We start from the raw sequence: 15,737 nt of genomic DNA, 5'->3' as shown, positions 1-15,737 counted from the left end.
CCCCGCCCCCGGGGTCCTGGACGAGCTCCTTTCCATCGACGGCGTGCTCTCCGCCCGCTGCGTCTGACCCGCCCCCGGGCGGCCGCCGCCCCTCGATCACTCCCGCCCGACCCGCGGATCGGGCAGGATGGAGGATATGCGGCTCGTCGGCGATCTGAAGGACCTGGGGGCCACCCGCGCCTTCCGCGTCCTGCTGGGCGTGCGCCTCATCTCCCAGATCGGCGACGGCCTCGTCCAGGCCGGCCTGGCCACGCTGTTCTTCTTCGCGCCGCAGAACATGACCACCGCCTCCGGCGTCGCCTTCGCCCTGGTGGTGATGCTGCTGCCCTTCAGCATCGTCGGGCCCTTCACCGGGCCCTTCATCGACCGCTGGCGGCGCCGGCAGATCATCCTGTACGGCAACCTGGCGCGCGTCGGCCTCGTCGGGGCCGCGTCCATCGTCCTCTGGCTGGTCGGGATCAGCCCGCCCATCTACGTCCTCGTGCTCGTGACCATGGGCGTCAACCGCTTCCTGCTCGCCGTGCTGGCCGCCGGGCTGCCCCGGATCATCAGCCCCGCGCGACTGCTCACCGCCAACTCCATCGTGCCGACCCTCGGCGGGGCCGCCAGCGCCATCGGCGCCGCCATCGGCGTCATCCTGCGCCTCGTGCTGCCCCCCGGAACCGCCCAGGACATCGCCAGCCTGCTGAGCGCCGTCGCGCTGTACGGCCTCGCCGCGCTCCTGGCCACTCGCCTGGCCCCGGGCGAGCTCGGCCCCGTGCGGGGGCCCGCCCCCACTGGTTCCGCCGAATCCGCTGGTTCCACCGACTCCGCTGGCCCCGCAGCGCCCGATGTCGGCGCACGGGGCGACGGCGGGCTCGGTGCCGCGATCGCCTCGACGGCATCCGATCTCATCTCCGCGATCCGCTACCTCGCGCGCCGCGGAACGCCCGCGCTCGCCCTGGCCGCGATGGCCCTCCACCGCTTCGTCTACGGCATGGAGCTCATCACGATCATCCTGGCCAGCCGCAACCTCCTGGCCGCGGGCGGCGACGCCGACGCGGGGATCGCCAACTTCGCCGCCCTCATGGGGGCGATGCTCGTCGGCCACTTCCTCGCCGTCATCCTCACCCCCATCGCCCACAAGAGCATCCCGCCCGCCACCTGGGTGGTGATCTGCCTCCTCGGCGGGGCGACCGGGCAGGCGGTCATCGCCGCCTCCTACGCGCGTCTCCCCTTCATGACGGGGCTCCTCCTCTTCGGCATCGGCGTGCAGGGGGCCAAGATCGCCGTGGACACCATCGTCCAGTCGGACACGGCCGATGCCTTCCGCGGCCGCGCCTTCTCCCTCTACGACGTCCTGTTCAACACCGCCGAGTGCCTCGCGGCCGGCGTCGCCGTGCTCATCCTCCCCGACGGCGGATGGTCGCGTCCCGTGCAGATCGGCCTCGTGATCATGGTGCTCGTCGTCGTCGCCGGGTACCGAACGGGCATGAGCCGTCTGGGGGGCCGCCCCCGCCCGTATTAGGGGATCGGGGCGCACGTGCGCAATACTGCCTGTCGTGGCACCGCCCGGACGCCTGATGCCCGAGCGTGATCTGCATATTCATGGTGCGGCCCGCAGCGGACCGGCCAACGGCCGGGCGCCGTCGCGCCCGCGATGAGAAGGCGCAAGATGGCTCACGACATGGTTGCCAACGCCGTCGAGAAGATCCTCGACGCGGTGGTCGACAAGACCTTCGTGGAGGACGTCCCCCTCCCCGGCGAGTCCGAGCTCGCCCGATTCCTCAATGTCTCACGGCCCACGATGCGCGAGGCCGTGCGCAACCTCTCCATGGGGGGCGTCCTCAACGTCGTCCACGGGCGGGGCACCTTCCTCCTTCCCCGCTTCCGCTGGCGCGAGCTTCCCTACCTCATGTACGTGGCCGCCCATGAGGGCCGGGTCTCCGAGGTCGAGGTGGACGTGCTCGGCGTGGAGGAGATGCTCGAGGTCGGCGCCGTCCGCCTCGCCGTCCAGCAGCGCACCGAGGAGCACCTCGCGGAGATGCGCCGCTGCCTGGAGGAGTTCGATCTGGCGCAGAAGACCGAGAACGTGCAGGCCCTTGTCGGCCTCGACTACGCCTTCCACGACGCCATCGTGGCCACCACCGGCAATCAGTTCGTCGCCTCCACCCTGCACCCCCTGCGCGACGCTCTGCTCGGCGCCCGCTTCCGGGCCTTCGAGTCCCCTGAGGTCAGGCGGCGCACGAGCGAGCAGCACAGGGCCCTGTTGGAGGCCATCGAGGCGCGCGACGAGCAGCGCGCCGTCTCCCTCATGCTCGAGCACATGGGCACCACGCGCGCCGACATCCTCTCGGCGCGCGAGCGCGAGGGCAGCGAGCTCTCCGAGAACCTCTGAGCGGTCGGCTCCGGGCACCGCGCCATCCGTGTGAGCAAATCGATTCCCCAGAGGTCTGAGTAGGCTCTTGACGTGCCGTAAACTCGTTCTGCCCCCAAGTGGGGCGCAGAGCCGTACAGAGTCGTGCAGGAGCGCGACCGCTCCTGCCGGCAGCTATGAAGAAGGAGAGCAGGAGAAATGTCCGCCATCACCGCGCCCATGAGCGAGTCGCCCCTCCCGACGGCGGGCGGCGTCATCGCCCCCGCGCAGCCCCATGAGCAGGGGGCGGTGGGCTCCACCGACATCACGGTCGTCACCGTCGCCCTCGCGATCCTGGCGATCCTCGGCATGCTCACCGCCTTCGCCGCCATCGCCGGCTCGATGCCGGTGGTCGTCATCGGCTCGCTCGTCTCCGTCGTCCTGTCCGTGGCCACCGCCTTCACCCAGCTCCACCGCGCCGGGCTCTGATCCCGCCGCGACCCCGAGCGCCGGCGGACCGCCAGTCCCCGGCCCCTTCCCACCAGCGCCCCGCCGCCCCGTGCCGCGGGGCGCTCGTGCGCCCGCGGCCGGATCGCGCCCCGGCCGATCGGATCACAACAGGGTCTTGCGCCCGCGTGTGACAGGGCTTACGCTTGAGCCACACAACTTAGAGCACAGACCTCTGAGGAGTACGGCTCGCAATGATGCTGAGCCGAACAGCGACCACGGGGCGGAGCGCGAGCCATGAGAATCCTTGTCGTCAATGTGAACACCACCGAGTCGATGACCCGGTCGATCGCCGAGGCGGCGCGCGCCGTCGCCGCCCCGGGCACCGAGATCATCGGGGTCACCCCCACCATCGGCGCGGACTCCGTCGAGGGGAACTTCGAGTCCCACCTCGCCGCCGTCGCCGTCATGAGCGCGCTGACCTCCTACCCCGAGCCCTTCGACGCCGTCGTCCAAGCCGGGTTCGGGGAGCACGGCAAGGAGGGGCTCATGGAGCTCCTGGACGTCCCCGTCGTCGACATGACCGAGGCGGCCGCCCATCTCGCCATGCTCCTGGGCCGCTCCTTCAGCGCCGTCACCACCCTGGACCGCACCGTGCCCCTCATCGAGGAGCGCCTCGCGGCCTTCGGGCTGGCCGCCCACTGCGCCTCGGTGCGCTCCACCGGCCTGGGGGTCCTCGAGCTCGAGGACGCCGACGCCGCCCGGCGCGCCATCATCGCCCAGGCCCGCGCCGCCCTCGATGAGGACCGCGCCGAGGTCATCGTGCTCGGCTGCGGGGGAATGGCCGGCCTCGACGCCGAGCTCAACCGGGAGCTGGGCATCCCCGTCGTCGAGGGCGTCGCCGCCGCCGTCAAGCTCGCCGAGGACCTCGTCGGGCTCGGCCTGAGCACATCGAAATCCCGCACCTACGCCGCGCCGCGCCCCAAGGAGGTGCGCGGCTGGCCCCTGCCGAGCGCCCGGGGCGCGGCCACCTGAGGCCCGCCGCCGATCGCCGGCCACCCTTCCCCGCCCCCACCAACCCGCACCGTTCCACCCCTGAAAGGACGCGCCATGAGCACCCGAGGAGTCGTCGTCGCCGTCGGCGGCAATGCCCTGGTCAAGAACAGCGATGAGATCTCCGTGGCCCACCAGGCCGCCGCCGTGGCCGAGTCGGCCGAGAGCATCGCCCGTCTGGTCGAGGCCGGATTCACCCCCGTGGTCACGCACGGCAACGGGCCGCAGGTCGGCTTCCTGCTGCGGCGCGCCGAGCTGGCCCTCGGCGAGCTGCCGCCGATCCCCCTGGACGTCCTGGGCGCCGACACCCAGGGCGCCACCGGCTACATGTTCGCCCGCGGTCTGCGCAACGCCCTGGCCGAGCGCGGCATCTCCAAGGACGTGGCCGCGATCGTCACCCAGACCGTCGTCGATCCCGCCGACCCCGCCTTCGTCGACCCCACCAAGCCCATCGGCTCGTTCATGAGCGCCGAGGAGGCCCAGCGCCACGAGCGCGAGGAGGGGTGGGCGCTGCGCGAGGACTCCGGCCGCGGCTACCGCCGCGTCGTCGCCTCGCCCCAACCGCTCGAGATCGTCGAGGCGGGCACGATCAAGGCCCTCGCCGACTCCGGCAGCATCGTCATCGCCTGCGGCGGCGGAGGCATCCCCGTGCGGCGCGACGACGCCCGACTCACTGGTGTCGAGGCCGTCATCGACAAGGACCTCGCCTCCGCCCTGCTCGCCAACCGCCTCGGCGTCCAGGACTTCATCATCTGCACCGCCGTCGACGCCGTCTGCCTCGACTTCAACAAGCCCACCCAGGCCGAGCTGCGGTCCCTGACCATCGCGCAGGCCCGCGAGCACCTCGAGGCCGGGCAGTTCGGCGCCGGCTCCATGGCCCCCAAGATCCAGGCGGCCATCTCCTTCCTCGAGCGCGGGGGCGAACGGGTCATCATCACCTCCCTCCCCCGCATGGTCGACGCCCTCGCGGGCACGACCGGCACCACCATCACCCCCTGAATCCCACCATCCCCAACCGAACCGCATCCCCTGCCTGAACGCACGAATCACATCCGAGGGCGATGACGCCCGACCCTGACGGAAAAGGTCGCATCATGGCACCACAGCAGACGGCCGCCCCGAGCGCCGAACCAGAGATCAGCAACAGCCTCGTCAACGACGACCTCCTACCGCCCAAGGAGCGCGACTGGGGGTTCTTCTCCCTCTTCGCCATGTGGATGTCAGACATTCACTCCATCGGCGGGTACACCTTCGCCGCCGGGCTCTTCGCCCTCGGGCTGGGCGCCTGGCACGTCTTCGGCGCTCTGAGCATCGGCATCATCATCGTCTTCTTCCTCATGAACCTCGTCGGCTTCGCCGGGCAGGCCACCGGCCTGTGCTACCCGGTGCTGGCCCGCATCACCTTCGGCACCGTGGGCTCCAACCTGCCCGCCCTGCTGCGCGGCGCCGTCGCCATCTGCTGGTACGGCATCCAGACCTGGCTCGCCTCCAAGGCCGTCATCGTGCTCCTGGGGGGCATGTGGCCGGGCATCACGAATCTCGGTCAGACCCGTTTCCTGGGCGAGACCCTGCTCGGCTGGGCCGCCTTCCTGTTCATGTGGTGCCTCCAGCTCCTCCTGCTGCGCCGGGGGATGGAGACCATCCGCAAGTTCCAGGACTGGGCCGGCCCCGCCGTCTGGGTGGTCATGTTCCTGCTCACCGCCTACGTCCTCCACCTGGCCGACTGGCACATCTCGCTGAGCCTGACGGCGGAGGCGCCCCAGTGGGGCACCGGCTACGCCCTGCTCGCCGCCATCAGCCTCACCGTCACCTACTTCTCCACCCTCCTGCTCAACTTCTGCGACTTCTCGCGATTCGCCCCCAACCGGAAGGCCGTGTGGATGGCGAACCTGTGGGGCCTGCCCGTCAACTTCATCGCCTTCTCCGTGGTCTCCGTGCTCGTGACGGCCGGCTCCTTCCAGATCTACGGCGAGTACATCTACGACCCCGTGGACCTCGTCGCCAAGCTCGACCACCCCATCGCCATCATCCTGGGGGCCATCACCTTCACCGTGGCCACCCTGGGCATCAACGTGGTGGCGAACTTCGTCTCCCCGGCCTACGACCTGGCCAACGCCTGGCCGGCGAAGATCGACTTCAAGCGGGGCGGGTTCATCGCCGCCTGCATCGCCCTGGTCATCACGCCGTGGAACCTCTACAACAACCCGGTCGTCATCAACGTGTTCCTCGCCGCCCTCGGCGCGGTGCTCGGGCCGCTCTTCGGCATCATCATCGCCGACTACTACATGCTCCGGAAGGGCCAGGTCCAGGTGTCCGAGCTGTTCAAGCGGGACGGCATGCACACCTTCACCTCCGGCTGGAACATGCGCGCCGTCTGGGCCTTCGTCATCGCCTCGGTGCCCTCGATCATCGTCGCCGTCGTCCCGGTGACCTTCTGCAAGTTCCTCAGCCCGTTCTCCTGGTTCATCGGCGCCGTGCTGGGCCTGGGGATCCACCTGCTCATGTCGCGGGCGGACCCCTACGTCCTCAGGGCCGTCCGCCAGGCCCGGACCGTCGACCTCGACGCCGACCGCGATTCCGTCGCTCGCTGAGCGCGCCCCGCACCGGACCCGCTCAGACCGGCGCTCATCAACCTGATCCGCCCTGAACAGCCCTGAACCGCACTCACCGACCCCGACCGCCCCGCAGCGGCGGGAAGAGAGGAGAGCATCATGACCACCGCATCGACCGAGCCCACCCACGACCTCGTCATCACCGCCAACCGCGCGGTCCTGCCCGACGGCGTCCGGCCCGCGGCCGTCGTCATCGACGGCGAGCGCATCACCGCCGTCGTCGATCCCGGGGCCGCCCCCATCGCCCGCGAGCGCATCGAGGTCCCCGACGACCGCGTCCTCATGCCCGGGCTCGTGGACTCCCACGTCCACATCAACGAGCCCGGCCGCACCCAGTGGGAGGGCTACGAGACAGCCACCCGCGCGGGACTGGCCGGGGGCATCACCACGATCCTCGACATGCCGCTCAACTCCTCCCCGCCCACCGTGAGCGTGGCGAACCTCGAGCTCAAGGAGGAGGCCGCCCGCGGCAAGCTCTCCGTGGACGTGGGCCTGTGGGGAGGCGCCGTCCCCGGCAACACCGCCGAGCTCGCGCCCCTGTGGGAGCGCGGCGTGTTCGGCTTCAAGTGCTTCACCGCCCACTCCGGCATCGACGAGTACGGCTTCCTGGGCTACGACGGCGTGCGCGAGGCCCTGACCGAGCTCGCCCGCATCGACGCCCCGCTCATCGTCCACGCCGAGGACCCCGGCGTCCTGGCGAGCGCCCCGCAGGACATCGGCCGCGAGTACGCCGGATACCTGCGCTCGCGGCCCGACGCCGCCGAGACCGCCGCGATCTCGGCCGTCATCGACGCCGTCCGGGCCACCGGGGCGAGGGTCCACATCCTCCACCTGGCCTCCGCCCAGGCACTGCCCCTCATCCGCGCCGCCAAGGAGGAGGGCCTGCGCATCACCGCCGAGACCTGCCCGCATTACCTCACCTTCGCCGCCGAGCAGATCCCCGACGGCGCCACCGAGTACAAGTGCGCCCCGCCCATCCGCTCCGAGGCCAACCGCCGCGAGCTGTGGGCCGGACTCCTCGACGGCACGATCGACCACATCGCCTCCGACCACTCGCCGTGCACCATCGACCTCAAGCGCCAGGACACCGGCGACTTCTCCCAGGCCTGGGGAGGCGTGGCCTCCGTTCAGCTCGGGCCCGCCGCCGTGTGGAGCGCCGGCGCCGAGTTCGGGGCGACCCTGAGCGATCTCGCCCGCTGGTACGGGCAGGCCCCCGCCGCGACCTTCTCCATCCCCGGAAAGGGGGCAATCGCCGTCGGCAATGACGCGGACCTGATCGTCCTCGATCCCGAGGCCCCCTTCACCGTGGACGTGACCGCGCTGGAGCACCGCAACCCGATCTCGCCCTACCAGGGGCGCGAGCTGCGCGGCGTCGTCAGCCGCACCATCCTGCGCGGCTGGAGCGTCGACCGCGACTCCAGGACCGGGCGGCTGCTGCGCCGTCGCTGACCGCCCGGTTCCGCCGCCCGCCCGATCGGCGGGGCGGCCCACCACCCATCATCCGTCCGAACAACCAACCACCACCGCTTCCCCGAGGAGGAAGAAACATGTCCGAACACATGCGATCGCTCAAGGGGCTCGTGGACGCCGTCGACAACGTCGGCAAGAGCTTCATCTCCATCAACGACCTGTCCGACACCCAGCTCTACAACCTCTTCGAGCTGGGCAAGAACCTCGAGCTCTTCAACCGCACCCGGGCCGAGATCCTCACCGACAAGATGATCGCGCTGATGTTCTTCCAGCCCTCGACGCGCACCCGCATGAGCTTCCAGACCGCCGTCGAGCGGCTCGGCGGCATGACGATCGTCGAGGCCAACCCCAAGGTCACCTCCTCGGTGGCCAAGGAGGAGAGCATCGAGGACACGATGCGCTGCGTCTCCCAGTACGCCAACCTCATCGTGCTGCGCCACTATGACGAGGAGGAGGCGCGCCGGGGCGCCGAGGCCGCCGAGTGCCCCATCATCAACGGCGGGTGGGGGCACTGGGAGCACCCCACCCAGGCCCTGCTCGACCTGTACACGATGTGGCGCCGCTTCGGGAGGATCGAGGGGCTCAACGTCGCCGTCGTCTCCCCGGACATGATCGAGGCCCGAACCGGCCACTCCATGGCCTACGGGCTGGCGCGCTTGGGCGCCAACGTCACCATCTGCTCCGACTCCGACCGACGCACGCCCACCGAGGTCACCGAGCGCATCCGCGCCGAGTCCAAGGCGGGCCTCAGCGAGGAGTTCGACTTCGAGCAGGACACCTTCAACGACTTCGTGCGCACTCAGGACCTCATCTACCTGCCCGGCTGCTCCGCGCCCGCCGGCGCCAAGGCCGAGGAGTTCAAGACCCTCATGGATCGCTACTTCGTGCGCTACGAGACCCTCGCCGAGGAGGCCGAGAAGGGCCACCAGATCTACGTCACCCACACCCTGCCCCGCCGCGCCGGGGAGATGGACCTGCGGATCGACAACACCCCGCACCAGCTCTACTTCCGGGCGATCCTCCAGTCCGTCTCGATCCGGATGGCCCTGGTCACCTCGATCGTCGGCGTTTGAGGCGCCGCCCCATACCGACGCCCCACCCATCACCGCGCACCTCACGAAAGGACATGAACCATGCTTGAGATCAAGGCCGGCGGCTACACCTTCAAGGCCCGCTACGAGGAGGAGGGCGCGCCGCGCACCGTGGCGGCCTTCCGCGAGAAGCTCCTCCCCCTGGACTCCCGGATCATCCACGTGCGCTGGTCCGGCCAGGCCGGGTGGATCCCCTTCGGGGACCTCGACCTCGGGATCGAGCCGGAGAACGGCACCTGCTACCCGCACCCCGGCGAGATCGTCATCTACCCCGGAGGCGTGTCCGAGACCGAGCTGCTCATCGGCTACGGCTACGTGAATTTCGCGTCCAAGGCCGGCCAGCTCGCCGGCAACCACTTCGCCACCATCGTCGAGGGCAATGAGAACCTCCCCGCCCTGGGCGAGAAGTTCCTGTGGGAGGGCGCCCAGGAGATCTCCTTCCGCGAGATCTGAGACCACACGAGACGGGCGGCCCCGCCCATCCGCGGCGGGGCCGCCCCGAGGAGGAGGAGCGAATGCTCACCGATGAAGAGCTCTCACAGCTCACGGACGTCGCCCGCCAGTGCCGGCGCGACATCGTCCGCATGACGAACAAGGCGGGCAGCGGCCACCCCGCCGGATCACTGTCCGCGATCGACGCCCTGGTGGTCCTCTACCTGCACCACCTGCGGGTGCGCCCCGAGGAGCCCGACTGGCGCGAGCGCGACCAGTTCTTCCTGTCCAAGGGGCACTGCACGCCCGCCTACTACGCGGCCATGGCCGCCCGCGGGTTCTTCCCCCGCGAGGAGCTCATGACCTTCCGGGCCCTGCCCACCCGGCTCCAGGGCCACCCCTCCAACACCCACTTGCCGGGGGTGGACTCCTCCTCCGGCTCCCTGGGCCAGGGACTGTCGGTGGCCAACGGCGCCGCCATCGCCGCCAAGCACGACGGCCTGGACTCGCGCTACTACGTCATGATCGGCGACGGCGAGAGCCAGGAGGGCCAGATCTGGGAGGCCGCGATGACCGCCTCCGACCGGGGCCTGGACAACGTGTGCGCCCTCATCGACGCCAATGGCATCCAGCTCGACGGCACCGTCGACTCGGTCAAATCACTCGGCGACCAGGGTGCCAAGTGGCGGGCCTTCGGCTGGGAGGTCATCGAGATCGACGGCCACGACCTGCGCGCCATCGACGACGCCCTGACCCGGGCGGCGGGCACCAGGGGCGCGCCCACGGCGATCATCGCCTGCACCGTCAAGGGCAAGGGCGTGAGCTTCATGGAGAACACGGCGAAGTACCACGGCCTGGCGCCCACCGACGCCGAGCTGCGGATCGCATTGGAGGAACTGCGATGAGCCAGACCACTGAGATCAGAGAACCGCGTGACGGCTACGCCGAGGCGCTCATCGAGCTCGGCCGCGCCCACGAGGACGTCTTCGTCCTCGACGGCGACTGCTCCAAGGCCAACTACACATCCCGTTTCGGGGAGGCGATCCCCGAGCGATTCATCAACCTGGGCATCGCCGAGTGCGACATCGTGGGCACGGCCGCGGGACTGGCCGCCATGGGCAAGGCCCCCTTCGCCAACGCCTACGCCAACTTCCTCACCGGGCGCGGCTTCGACCAGATCCGCGTCTCCGTGGCCTACTCGGGCCGGGCGGTGACGGTGGTCGGCCACAACGCCGGCACCACCGCCGCGCAGGAGGGCGCCACTCACCTGCCCCTGGAGGACGTGAGCCTCATGCGCTCCATCCCCGGGATGACGGTCCTCGTGCCCTGCGACGCCGTCGAGATGGGCAAGGCCGTCCGCGCCGCCTACGCCCACCCCGGGCCCGTCTACCTGCGGGTCGGCAAGCTCGGCGTGCCCGTGGTCACTGAGGAGGCCACCCCCTTCGAGATCGGGCGGGCCCTCACCCTGCGCGAGGGCGCCGACATCTCCCTGCTGACCACCGGCGCCATGGCCTCCGAGGCCCTGGGAGCCGCCGAGCTCCTGGCCGCCGAGGGCATCAGCGCCGAGGTCGTCCACCACCACACCATCAAGCCCCTCGACACCGACTCCGTCCTGGCCAGCGCCGAGCGCACCGGCGGCCTCGTCACCGCCGAGGAGCACTCGATCATCGGGGGCCTGGGATCCGCCGTCGCCGAGACGCTCATCGAGGCCCGGCCCGTGCCCATGGAGCGGGTGGGGACCCGGGACGTCTTCGGGGTGTCCGGAACCATGGACGAGCTCTTCGACCACTTCGGGCTGCGCGCCGCCAATATCGCCGACGCCGCGCGCCGCGTCATCGGGCGCCGCAGGGGCTGACCCTCCCCGTCCCACCGTCCGCACCATCATCCGCACTCACCACTCAAGGAGCGAGCATCATGAAGGAATCCCTCCACGACTACATGAAGGTCGGCATCGTCCACTTCATGGCGGACCCCGCCGCCATGACCGGAGAGGGCGAGATCGCCGCCAGCGTCGAGCGCATCGCCGCTGACGACTTCTTCGACGCCATCGAGGTCACCCACGTCAAGGACCCCGCCGAGCGGGCCGCTGTCGCAGCGGTCGTCTCCAGTGCCGGGATGACCGTCGGCTTCGGCGGGCAGCCCCTCATCCTGCGGGGCAAGCTCAATCTCAACTCCACTGACGACGCCGAGCGGGCCGCCGCCATCGAGACCCTCAAGGGCGGCATCGATCAGGCCTACGAGCTGGGCGCCGGCAAGTTCGGCTTCCTGTCCGGCCCCAATCCGCCGGCCGACCAGCGCGAGACCGCCCTGGGGCTCCTGGCGGACTCCATCGTCCAGCTCGGCCGCTACGCGGCATCCAAGGGCGACCTGACGCTCTCCCTGGAGACCTTCGACGACTCCACCGACAAGTGCGCCCTCATCGGCACCAACCGGCTCGCCTGCGAACTGGCCCGGGAGGTGCGCAAGGCGATCCCCGGCTTCGGGCTCATGGTGGACCTGTCCCACCTGCCCATGCAGGGCGAGACCGTCCACCAGGCTCTGAGCGAGACCGCCGAGTTCATCAACCACGCCCATATCGGCAACTGCGTCATCCGGGACCCCGCGGACCCCGCCTACGGGGACAAGCACCCCGCCTTCTCCCACCCCAAGGGGGAGAACAACGTCCCCCAGGTGCGCGACTTCCTGCGCGGCCTGCTCGATATCGGCTACCTGCGCTCCGACGCCCCCGAGCGCCCCATCGTCGCCTTCGAGGTCCAGCCGCTGAGCGACGGGGAGAGCACCCAGACCGTCATCGCCGATGCCAAGCGGGTCCTCCGCGAGGCCTGGCGAACCCTGTGAGAGCACCGATCTGAGAAGGAGTGAGCAGTGATGGCTCGTATGCGCGCAGTGGACGCGATCGTCCTCATCCTCGAGAAAGAAGGTGCCACCCAGGCCTTCGGCGTGCCGGGCGCGGCCATCAACCCGTTGTACTCGGCCATGAAGAACCACGGGGGCATCCGGCATGTGCTCGCGCGCCACGTCGAGGGCGCCTCCCATATGGCCGAGGGGTACACCCGCGCCGCGCCGGGCAACATCGGCGTGTGCATCGGCACCTCCGGTCCCGGCGGGACCGACATGGTCACCGGCCTGTACTCCGCCTGGGCCGACTCGATACCGATCCTGTGCCTCACCGGCCAGGCGGCGGTGGCCATGCTGAGCAAGGAGGAGTTCCAGGGCGTGGACATCGCCTCCATCGCCGCGCCCGTGACCAAGATGGCCGTCACCGTCCTGGAGCCCGCCCAGATCCCCGGCACCCTGGCCAGGGCCTTCCAACTCATGCGCTCCGGGCGCCGCGGGCCGGTCCTCATCGACCTGCCCTTCGACGTGCAGGTCGCCGAGATCGACTTCGACATCGACGCCTACGAGCCCCTGCCCGTGGCGACCCCCGCGATGTCCCGCTACCAGGCCGATCGGATCCTCGACATGCTCAACAGCGCCGAGCGCCCGATCATCATCGCCGGTGGGGGCGTCATCAACGCCGACGCCGCGGATGACCTCGTGGCCCTGGCCGAGTTCCTGGGGGCGCCGGTCATCTCCACGCTCATGGGCTGGGGCTCCATCCCGGATGATCACCGGCTCGCCCAGGGCATGGCCGGGATCCAGACCTCCCAGCGCTACGCCAACGCCACCTTCCTGGCCTCCGACCTCGTCATCGGGATCGGGAACCGCTGGGCCGCCCGTCACACCGGCAACCTGGAGGTCTACCGGGAGGGCAGGCGCTTCGTCCACGTGGATATCGAGCCCACGCAGATCGGACGCATCTTCCCGCCGGACTTCTCCGCGGTCTCCGACGCCGGGCTCGCGCTGCGGGCGCTCCTGGCCGCAGCGCGCGAGCGCTACACCCAGCCCCTGGAGCGCTACGCGCCCTGGGTGGAGGAGTGCCACGAGCGCAAGGCCACGCTCCTGCGCAAGACGCACTTCGACGTCGTCCCCCTGAAGCCGCAGCGCGTCTACGAGGAGATGTGCCGGGCCTTCGGCCCCGAGACCCGGTACGTGACCACCATTGGCCTGTCCCAGATCGCCGCGGCCCAGATGCTCCACGTGTTCAAGCCGCGCCACTGGATCAACGCCGGCCAGGCCGGACCCCTGGGCTGGACGGTCCCCGCCGCCATCGGGGCCGTCGTCGCCGACCCGGACACGCCCGTGGTGGCCCTGTCCGGTGACTACGACTTCCAGTTCCTCATCGAGGAGCTGGCCGTGGCCGCCCACCACCGGATCCCCTACGTCCACGTCGTCGTCAACAACGCCTACCTCGGGCTCATCCGCCAGTCGCAGCGCAACTTCGACATGGACTACCAGGTGCAGCTCTCCTTCGAGAACATCAACGCCCCGCAGACCGGCGGCTACGGGGTGGACCACGTGGGCGTCGTCGAGGGCCTGGGCTGCCACGCCATCCGGGTCCGCACGCCCGAGGAGCTCGCCGACGTCCTGGGCCGCGCCCGCGAGCTCGCGCTGAAGGATCGGGTGCCCGTCGTCGTCGAGGCGATCCTGGAGCGGGTCACGAATATCTCCATGGGCACGGCCCTGGACGCCGTCAACGAGTTCGAGGCGATCGCCGAGGACCCGGCGGTCGACGCGCCCACGGCCATCGCCCTGAGAGCGGGAGCGGGGCCGTCATGAGAGCCGCCGACATCAGCAACGACACCCTGCGCGCCGGCGATCCCGATGGGCGCCTGTTCAACGAGGACCTGGCCCCCGCCCACCCCGATGACCGCAACTGGAACTCATACTCCCTGTTCTCCCTGTGGATGAACGACGCCCACAACGCCTCGAACTACACCTTCGCGGCGGCGCTGTTCATCGGCACGGGGACGCTCATGGGCATGACGCCGCTGGCGATCGTCATCGGGGTGCTCGTGGCCACCCTCATCATCTTCGGCGCCTGCTGCCTGTCCGGCTACATGGGCTATGAGACCGGTGCCCCCTACCCCGTGGTCTCGCGCATCACCTGGGGGGTGTGGGGCGCCAACTTCCCGGCGGCGGTGCGCGGGATCGTGGCGATCGCCTGGTACGGCATCCAGACCTACCTGGCCTCCATCTCCCTGGAGCTGCTGCTCATACGGATCCTCCCGGGCTTCGGGGACCTCGATGCCTCCATCCTCGGGCTGCGCCTCAGCGGCTGGATCGCCTTCCTGGTGCTGTCCGCCATCCAGCTCGTCATCGTGTGGCGCGGTATGGAGGCGGTCCGCCACTTCCAGGGCATGGCCGGCCCCATCATCTGGGTCATCATGATCGGTCTGGGCGTGTGGATGCTCAGCCAGGCCGACTGGCGCTTCGATTGGCTCGTCAACGCCGACGGCGTCACGCCGGGACTCGGGCAGCAACTCTACCAGATCGCCGTGACAGTGGGCCTGACGGTGGGGACCCTGGCCACGCTCATGCTCAACTTCTCCGACTTCGCCCGCTACGCCCCCAGCGCCAAGTCCCTCGTGCTGGGGAACGTCCTGGGCCTGCCCCTCAACTGGACCGCTTTCGCCATGACCTCCGTGCTGTGCTCCGCCGCGGCGATCGAGGTCTACGGCGAGGCCTTCCACGACCCGGGCGAGCTCCTGTCCAGAATCGACAACAACATCATCTTCTACGTGGTGAGCATCGGGTTCATCGTGGCGACGGTGGGGGTCAACATCGTGGCGAACTTCGTGTCGGCCGCCTTCGACCTGTCCAACCTCAATCCCAAGAGGATCTCCTTCCGGGTGGGCGGCATCGTGGCCGTCATCGCCTCGATCCTCGTCACGCCGTGGAACCTCTACGGCAATCCGACGGCGATCACCTACTTCCTGGGCTCGCTCGGGGCGCTGCTGGGGCCCTTCTTCGGCATCCTGGCGATCGACTACTTCTGGTACAAGCGGCACGCGATCGACCTGGAGGACCTCTACTCGCCCCGGCCCGGTGGCCGGTACTACTACCGGGGCGGCCTCAACATGAGTGCCGTGGCGGCGTTCATCCCCGCCGCCGTGGTCTCCCTGTGCGTGGCGCTGCTGCCGATCAAGGTGTTCCAGTCATTGGCCTCCTTCTCCTGGTTCATCGCGGCGCCACTGGGCGCGATCTGCTACTGGGCGGTCATGCGGAGCCGGGGCGTGCGCCCGCGGGTCAGGACCGCTGCGGCGCGGACGTGATTCCACAGTTCTTCGGGGCCCGAGCGTCGAGTTCGTACTTTTGGTGACGAGTTCGGTGGGCGGGGGGACGTACTCGTCACCGAAAGTACGAAGTCGCGCTTGGTGGCGATATGCACCGCCGCCGTCGGGTGTTGGTGCTCTG

General features: G+C 69.9%; 14 protein-coding genes. All 14 read left to right on the top strand.

The window, feature by feature from the left end; all coding sequences use genetic code 11:
* Positions 1–136 precede the first annotated feature (136 nt).
* The 14 genes from B1H55_RS11000 (at position 137) to B1H55_RS10935 (ending at position 15,595) form a co-directional block, all read left to right on the top strand.
* The gene (locus B1H55_RS11000) at positions 137–1,507 is read left to right on the top strand and encodes an MFS transporter (protein WP_077240812.1); all 1,371 of its coding nucleotides are present in this window, start codon (positions 137–139) and stop codon (positions 1,505–1,507) included.
* A 147-nt stretch (positions 1,508–1,654) separates the two neighbouring features.
* On the top strand, positions 1,655–2,377 hold the full coding sequence (locus B1H55_RS10995) for a FadR/GntR family transcriptional regulator (RefSeq protein ID WP_073452696.1): 723 nt from the start codon (positions 1,655–1,657) through the stop codon (positions 2,375–2,377).
* Positions 2,378–2,554: 177 nt separating this feature from the next.
* Positions 2,555–2,824, top strand: a complete 270-nt coding sequence (locus B1H55_RS10990) for a hypothetical protein (protein WP_077240813.1) — start codon at positions 2,555–2,557, stop codon at positions 2,822–2,824.
* A gap of 255 nt (positions 2,825–3,079) precedes the next feature.
* The gene (locus tag B1H55_RS10985; protein ID WP_073452693.1) at positions 3,080–3,817 is read left to right on the top strand and encodes an aspartate/glutamate racemase family protein; all 738 of its coding nucleotides are present in this window, start codon (positions 3,080–3,082) and stop codon (positions 3,815–3,817) included.
* Between the two features lie 75 nt (positions 3,818–3,892).
* Positions 3,893–4,834 carry a carbamate kinase gene (gene arcC / locus B1H55_RS10980; RefSeq protein ID WP_077240814.1) on the top strand — a complete coding sequence of 314 codons (942 nt, stop codon included), beginning with the start codon at positions 3,893–3,895 and terminating at the stop codon, positions 4,832–4,834.
* A 95-nt stretch (positions 4,835–4,929) separates the two neighbouring features.
* Complete coding sequence (locus tag B1H55_RS10975; RefSeq protein WP_073452689.1) at positions 4,930–6,426, top strand: NCS1 family nucleobase:cation symporter-1; 1,497 nt, start codon at positions 4,930–4,932, stop codon at positions 6,424–6,426.
* A 120-nt stretch (positions 6,427–6,546) separates the two neighbouring features.
* A complete protein-coding gene (allB, locus tag B1H55_RS10970; RefSeq protein ID WP_077240815.1) occupies positions 6,547–7,896 on the top strand; it encodes an allantoinase AllB in 1,350 nt (449 codons plus the stop codon).
* A gap of 98 nt (positions 7,897–7,994) precedes the next feature.
* Positions 7,995–8,990 (top strand): aspartate/ornithine carbamoyltransferase family protein, encoded by a 996-nt coding sequence (locus B1H55_RS10965; protein ID WP_073452685.1) that lies wholly within the window; start codon positions 7,995–7,997, stop codon positions 8,988–8,990.
* A gap of 60 nt (positions 8,991–9,050) precedes the next feature.
* Positions 9,051–9,461 carry a DUF3830 family protein gene (locus tag B1H55_RS10960; protein ID WP_073452683.1) on the top strand — a complete coding sequence of 137 codons (411 nt, stop codon included), beginning with the start codon at positions 9,051–9,053 and terminating at the stop codon, positions 9,459–9,461.
* A 62-nt stretch (positions 9,462–9,523) separates the two neighbouring features.
* A complete protein-coding gene (locus tag B1H55_RS10955) occupies positions 9,524–10,345 on the top strand; it encodes a transketolase (protein WP_073452681.1) in 822 nt (273 codons plus the stop codon).
* On the top strand, positions 10,342–11,295 hold the full coding sequence (locus B1H55_RS10950; protein ID WP_077240816.1) for a transketolase family protein: 954 nt from the start codon (positions 10,342–10,344) through the stop codon (positions 11,293–11,295). Before B1H55_RS10955 ends, B1H55_RS10950 begins: the two co-directional genes overlap by 4 nt.
* 59 nt (positions 11,296–11,354) lie before the next feature.
* Positions 11,355–12,278, top strand: coding sequence for a sugar phosphate isomerase/epimerase family protein (locus B1H55_RS10945; RefSeq protein WP_073452678.1), 924 nt, complete (start codon positions 11,355–11,357; stop codon positions 12,276–12,278).
* 30 nt (positions 12,279–12,308) lie between these two features.
* Positions 12,309–14,099, top strand: a complete 1,791-nt coding sequence (gene gcl / locus B1H55_RS10940) for a glyoxylate carboligase (protein ID WP_073452676.1) — start codon at positions 12,309–12,311, stop codon at positions 14,097–14,099.
* Complete coding sequence (locus B1H55_RS10935; RefSeq protein ID WP_073452674.1) at positions 14,096–15,595, top strand: NCS1 family nucleobase:cation symporter-1; 1,500 nt, start codon at positions 14,096–14,098, stop codon at positions 15,593–15,595. The genes gcl and B1H55_RS10935 overlap by 4 nt, the downstream gene beginning before the upstream one ends.
* Positions 15,596–15,737: the final 142 nt, after the last annotated feature.

Source organism: Actinomyces denticolens (assembly GCF_002072185.1).
Lineage (GTDB): Bacteria > Actinomycetota > Actinomycetes > Actinomycetales > Actinomycetaceae > Actinomyces > Actinomyces denticolens.
Note: the sequence above shows the minus strand (reverse complement) of the source record. Positions and strands in the feature narration are given on the sequence as shown.

Excerpts from the sequence above, each read along its gene's own strand:
- B1H55_RS11000 (WP_077240812.1), top strand. The coding sequence starts at position 137 with ATGCGGCTCGTCGGCGATCTGAAGGACCTGGGGGCCACCCGCGCCTTC.
- B1H55_RS10995 (WP_073452696.1), top strand. The coding sequence starts at position 1,655 with ATGGCTCACGACATGGTTGCCAACGCCGTCGAGAAGATCCTCGACGCG.
- B1H55_RS10990 (WP_077240813.1), top strand. The coding sequence starts at position 2,555 with ATGTCCGCCATCACCGCGCCCATGAGCGAGTCGCCCCTCCCGACGGCG.
- B1H55_RS10985 (WP_073452693.1), top strand. The coding sequence starts at position 3,080 with ATGAGAATCCTTGTCGTCAATGTGAACACCACCGAGTCGATGACCCGG.
- arcC (WP_077240814.1), top strand. The coding sequence starts at position 3,893 with ATGAGCACCCGAGGAGTCGTCGTCGCCGTCGGCGGCAATGCCCTGGTC.
- B1H55_RS10975 (WP_073452689.1), top strand. The coding sequence starts at position 4,930 with ATGGCACCACAGCAGACGGCCGCCCCGAGCGCCGAACCAGAGATCAGC.
- allB (WP_077240815.1), top strand. The coding sequence starts at position 6,547 with ATGACCACCGCATCGACCGAGCCCACCCACGACCTCGTCATCACCGCC.
- B1H55_RS10965 (WP_073452685.1), top strand. The coding sequence starts at position 7,995 with ATGTCCGAACACATGCGATCGCTCAAGGGGCTCGTGGACGCCGTCGAC.
- B1H55_RS10960 (WP_073452683.1), top strand. The coding sequence starts at position 9,051 with ATGCTTGAGATCAAGGCCGGCGGCTACACCTTCAAGGCCCGCTACGAG.
- B1H55_RS10955 (WP_073452681.1), top strand. The coding sequence starts at position 9,524 with ATGCTCACCGATGAAGAGCTCTCACAGCTCACGGACGTCGCCCGCCAG.
- B1H55_RS10950 (WP_077240816.1), top strand. The coding sequence starts at position 10,342 with ATGAGCCAGACCACTGAGATCAGAGAACCGCGTGACGGCTACGCCGAG.
- B1H55_RS10945 (WP_073452678.1), top strand. The coding sequence starts at position 11,355 with ATGAAGGAATCCCTCCACGACTACATGAAGGTCGGCATCGTCCACTTC.
- gcl (WP_073452676.1), top strand. The coding sequence starts at position 12,309 with ATGGCTCGTATGCGCGCAGTGGACGCGATCGTCCTCATCCTCGAGAAA.
- B1H55_RS10935 (WP_073452674.1), top strand. The coding sequence starts at position 14,096 with ATGAGAGCCGCCGACATCAGCAACGACACCCTGCGCGCCGGCGATCCC.